Origin of the sequence: Acinetobacter sp. NIPH1876 (assembly GCF_022808535.1) — a bacterium.
GTDB classification, from domain to species: Bacteria; Pseudomonadota; Gammaproteobacteria; order Pseudomonadales; family Moraxellaceae; genus Acinetobacter; species Acinetobacter higginsii.
This window is the reverse complement of sequence record NZ_JALGBR010000036.1, coordinates 1-3,984: the sequence shown is the minus strand read 5'-3', so window position 1 is coordinate 3,984 and position 3,984 is coordinate 1. Positions and strand designations below refer to the sequence as shown.

The 3,984-nt window shown below is 37.9% G+C and carries 5 protein-coding genes; 4 read left to right on the top strand and 1 reads right to left on the bottom strand.

Translation table 11 applies throughout. From position 1 onward, the window contains the following. The 4 genes from MN869_RS20225 to MN869_RS20210 all read left to right on the top strand — a co-directional run. A partial coding sequence (locus tag MN869_RS20225; RefSeq protein ID WP_243309221.1) for a hypothetical protein occupies window positions 1–2,028 on the top strand: 2,028 nt, incomplete at its 5' end. Window positions 2,029–2,137: 109 nt separating this feature from the next. Further along, window positions 2,138–2,458: a type II toxin-antitoxin system RelE/ParE family toxin gene (locus tag MN869_RS20220; RefSeq protein WP_179990948.1), complete on the top strand. Its 321-nt coding sequence runs from the start codon at window positions 2,138–2,140 to the stop codon at window positions 2,456–2,458. After that, window positions 2,451–2,723, top strand: coding sequence for a NadS family protein (gene nadS / locus MN869_RS20215; protein WP_000369782.1), 273 nt, complete (start codon window positions 2,451–2,453; stop codon window positions 2,721–2,723). The genes MN869_RS20220 and nadS overlap by 8 nt, the downstream gene beginning before the upstream one ends. 29 nt (window positions 2,724–2,752) lie before the next feature. Then, entirely contained in the window at window positions 2,753–3,361 is a 609-nt protein-coding gene (locus tag MN869_RS20210; RefSeq protein ID WP_243309220.1) for a lecithin retinol acyltransferase family protein, read from the top strand. A gap of 6 nt (window positions 3,362–3,367) precedes the next feature. On the opposite strand, the gene MN869_RS20205 is transcribed toward MN869_RS20210, so the two are convergent. Continuing rightward, entirely contained in the window at window positions 3,368–3,778 is a 411-nt protein-coding gene (locus MN869_RS20205; RefSeq protein WP_243309219.1) for a hypothetical protein, read from the bottom strand. Window positions 3,779–3,984: the final 206 nt, after the last annotated feature.

The following is a 3,984-nucleotide window of genomic DNA, read 5'->3' as shown; positions in this document are numbered from 1 at the left end:
ACCGTGGAAGGGATTCATCTGCTGTATCTCGAAATAAATAAGATATTTAGCTTATCATGTCAGCCTATTTGCAACAGTGCCAAAAAAAGTCAGTTCCGCAGATTTATAAATGAGCATATCCATCGACTGCTCGGAATTGAGATAGAAAACCGAGCAGATATAGTCCGTGCGCTTAAGCAGCTCAATGGAGTGCAGTCAGTAAAGGCAGGCAAAAACTATTTAACAGTCACACTAAACAACAATGACAAACACCGACTAAAAGGGGCGTTTTACGATGACAACTTCGAACTTGGAGCTTATGCAGAGCGCCTCCGAAAGGCTGACGCAAATAAACCAACTGATCGTGAGCTTGCAGCTGCTCTCAGAGAAGCTGATCAACTTCGAGAAACTTATCGAGCAAAGCGAGCTGCCTATAATGAACAGTACCACCCTTTTAAACGGGATAGAGGGTACGACAAGATCCATAGAATCGAATCTAAGCTCGATTTTGACCGAGGTGGGGAATCTATCACCAGAAGTGCTGCAAGAAGCAACAAGGGACTATCTAGAAGCGTTAAAAGCAATCCAAGAGCAGATATCGAATACAGATATATCGAAACTCCAACGGCTTTCAGTCTCCATCGAATCGCTGCAGACCGAAATCAACAAAGCAATTGGCAGCATTTCGATAGATCAGAAGAGCATCCAAGCCCAAGTCCAGGCCCAAGTGAAGCAGGCGATAGAAGAGAGCCAAAGCGAGCTAATAGAGACCGGAATTCAGTCGTTATTAAACTCTCAAAAAGCCAAACACATGACATGGGCGAGTACAGTTTTTGGGGTGCTGATGATTTTAATCAGTTTTTATACGATCTATCAGTGCAGTACAAACCTAAAAACCATCCAAGCTCAAAAAGAAATGATTCAACAGAACGCACAAACAATTCAGAGCCAACTCAATTACCTAAACAGCATACGGAGATAAGTTATGCAGACCGAGATCGACCAATATTTAATGGAGCAAAACGCCTTATTGAATCAACAAAACAAATTGTTAGTGGAACAAAACGCATTATTGAGTCAACAAATAGATTCATTACAGACTATCTTGAGCTCATACAACGAGCTAGAACAAAGCTTAAACAACAAAATCCACAGCTTGGAAACAGAGAACGAAACGATGAAAAAATTAATTTCAGCGATGAAATTGGAGCTTTTAAAACTCGAACAAGGCAAATTTTCGGAGGAATATCAGCAAAAATTATTAAACAACTGGAACAATCAACATCAGAAGCTATGGACGCAAGCCTTGACGAATCAGGATTTAATCGAAAATTTCAGGAATTTTGTGCAAGTCGAAATGACTCCATACCAAAAAGATATGAACAGCCAAAAAATAGAGATCAAGAGCGCTCTCTTGAAAATATCGCAGATGCCTGCTCCGAAAGACTACAACGAAGAATTGCAGACGATAAGCGAGCAAGTCGATTCGCTCGAGAAAAAAGTGATGACCTGCAACGAGTTAATCTTGAACTTGAGCAACTAGAAATGAGTATTACAAATATTCGCCTCAAGCCAAAGCCAGCCACGGATTTTAGTCGCTTACGATATGATGGTTACTATCGCGATTACGTTATCTCGCACAGAGAGCTTTCAGGACAGCAAGAATACGCATATCAGAACAAAAGGACTTTTGATGTTATTCATATAATAAAGAAAAAATCAGAAAAACTGATGGATTACATCAGTCAAGCAAGAAAAATGCTTGATTCATCTGACTATCAACTCATTAAAGAGATCATCAAAAATGATGAAAGGATGCTGAGATATTTGAAATGTGACGATCTTTTGAAACCTCAAAATTGCCATTTTAAGGATGAAAATGCCTCTTATCTTTCATGCATCCAGAACTTTAAGGAAATCAGATCAACTATTGATGCTGTCACCTCTCCACAACCTAAAGGCCCTGAACGTGAGGTTGTGGAGCGAAGCAATCAACCTGAACTCACACTAACGCCAGAACAGAATAATGATTTTAATTTCCACTTTTAGCAACTCAAGTGTTGGCAGTCCAAAATTCTGATTAACGAGAGCTTAAGGCTCTCGTTTTTCTATATTAAAACTGCTAAAATTTTTATACGCCATTGACGTATCTAAATCTATGTTATTCATTGAAACCAGTATCTTTACCAAGCAAATCAGAGAGCTTGTCACTGATGAAGAATATCGTCAGTTCCAGCAAGATCTCCTGATACAGCCTGATAAGGGTGACTTAATCAAAAATGGTGGAGGAATTCGTAAAGTACGTTGTGCTCAAGGCAATAAGGGTAAAAGTGGCGGTATCCGCGTGATCTATTATTGGGTCACAGAAGATGATCAGATATTTTTCTTGGTGGCTTATCCAAAGTCTGTGAAAGATAATCTGACAGACAAAGAAACCTCGATCCTGCGTCAATTAGTAAAGGAGCAATTTCATGGATAACAACTTATTTGATGACCTGGTTGCTTCAATCAAAGAAGCTGGGGCCATCAAACGTAATGAGATAAAGGCAAGTCGAGTCACAGAGCTTGAACTGCCAGATATTAAAGAAGTACGTGAGAAAACAGGCTTAACCCAGGCTGAATTTGCTGCACGTTTGCATATCAGCGCGAGAACCCTGCAAAACTGGGAACAAGGCCGTCGCTATCCGACTGGCCCTGCAGCGACGTTAATCCGTATTCTGGATGCTCACCCGGGTCTGATTTAAATTTTATTATTTTATTAGAATTTTTAAACATGCTTAAAGAAACATTAAACTTTCTGTTAAAAGCAGGAGATCTTGGTGATATAAATAATACAGATGGATGGAATCCTAATCGTTATAAAAAATATCGGCCTAAACCTGCTATTAGAAAAACAAAAACAGGTATTCCTATAATTGGACAATTTGTTGACAGTGCTATAGATAATATATTTAAGGATATGGTTAAACCATTAGAAGGGTGTATTGTTCATTGTGGATTAGCTCATGTAGTGGAGCATTCTGGAATATACATAGGTAATGAAGAAATTGTTCACTTAGATGGTAATGGCAGAATTGAAGCCGTCACACCTAGACAATTTCTTGAGCGATTAGATGGCTTAAATACAGCTATGAGTATTTATGTTTCATGTATTGGTACTGACCCAATTAGATCTAGAAAAATAGCCAATAGAGCTAAAGCTAGAATTGGTCAAAATAATGGATATTCTTTATTTTCTAATAATTGTCATAGATTTAGTTCAAGCTGTATAACGGGAGATTTAGATAATAACGATGTTTATTTTAGTGATCTTGAAAAGACAACAAACGAAGTATTAGGCGTTAATGAGTGGAGAGTTTGGCATATTCCTTATAAAAAATAGCTTAGGCTATTCAAGGTTAATAGTTCCATCTGATAGAAGAACGCTCTTTGTTTCAGAATTGATCTTATTCTGAAATGATTGGCTACATGCTAAGTAGTGACGTTCTTCAAAATCTGAGATAGCTTGCTTTTTCAATGATTGAGTAGGATATACAGATACAATATAAGCATCCTGAATAATAAAGAAGATCTGCTTTTCTTCTCTTTCTCTTGCTTCTTGATCAGTCATATCAACTGTAACTGACATGAGCTTTGCTGTAGCTTCAGAAGCCTTCATACCTAACTGTCTATATGTTTGAGCCGTAGAAGCTATTGTTTCAGCTTTCTTACAATGAGCTTGAGCTAATTCATATACTGATTCTGAATAGGCTGAAGTACCAGTACAAGCTAACAGTAAAGCTAAAACTATCTTTTTCATATTAAACAGTTATATGTAAAGTTGTAGCTTCATTCTATTTGAAATGGTATTAGAAATAAACAATACACAAAACAAGACCAGGATCAGACAGTTCAAGATATGAGTACGAAGTACGAAATAGATGGCACTGTTGCAAATAGAGATTTGAGTCGATGATGTTCCCTTTAAAAAGTACTTAGAGACCGAAAACCCTGTTGATTAGACAC

Bases quoted from the DNA above. Each gene is read 5' to 3' on its own strand.
- MN869_RS20210 (WP_243309220.1), top strand. From the start codon at position 2,753: ATGCTTAAAGAAACATTAAACTTTCTGTTAAAAGCAGGAGATCTTGGT.
- MN869_RS20205 (WP_243309219.1), bottom strand. From the start codon at position 3,778: ATGAAAAAGATAGTTTTAGCTTTACTGTTAGCTTGTACTGGTACTTCA.
- MN869_RS20220 (WP_179990948.1), top strand. From the start codon at position 2,138: ATGTTATTCATTGAAACCAGTATCTTTACCAAGCAAATCAGAGAGCTT.
- nadS (WP_000369782.1), top strand. From the start codon at position 2,451: ATGGATAACAACTTATTTGATGACCTGGTTGCTTCAATCAAAGAAGCT.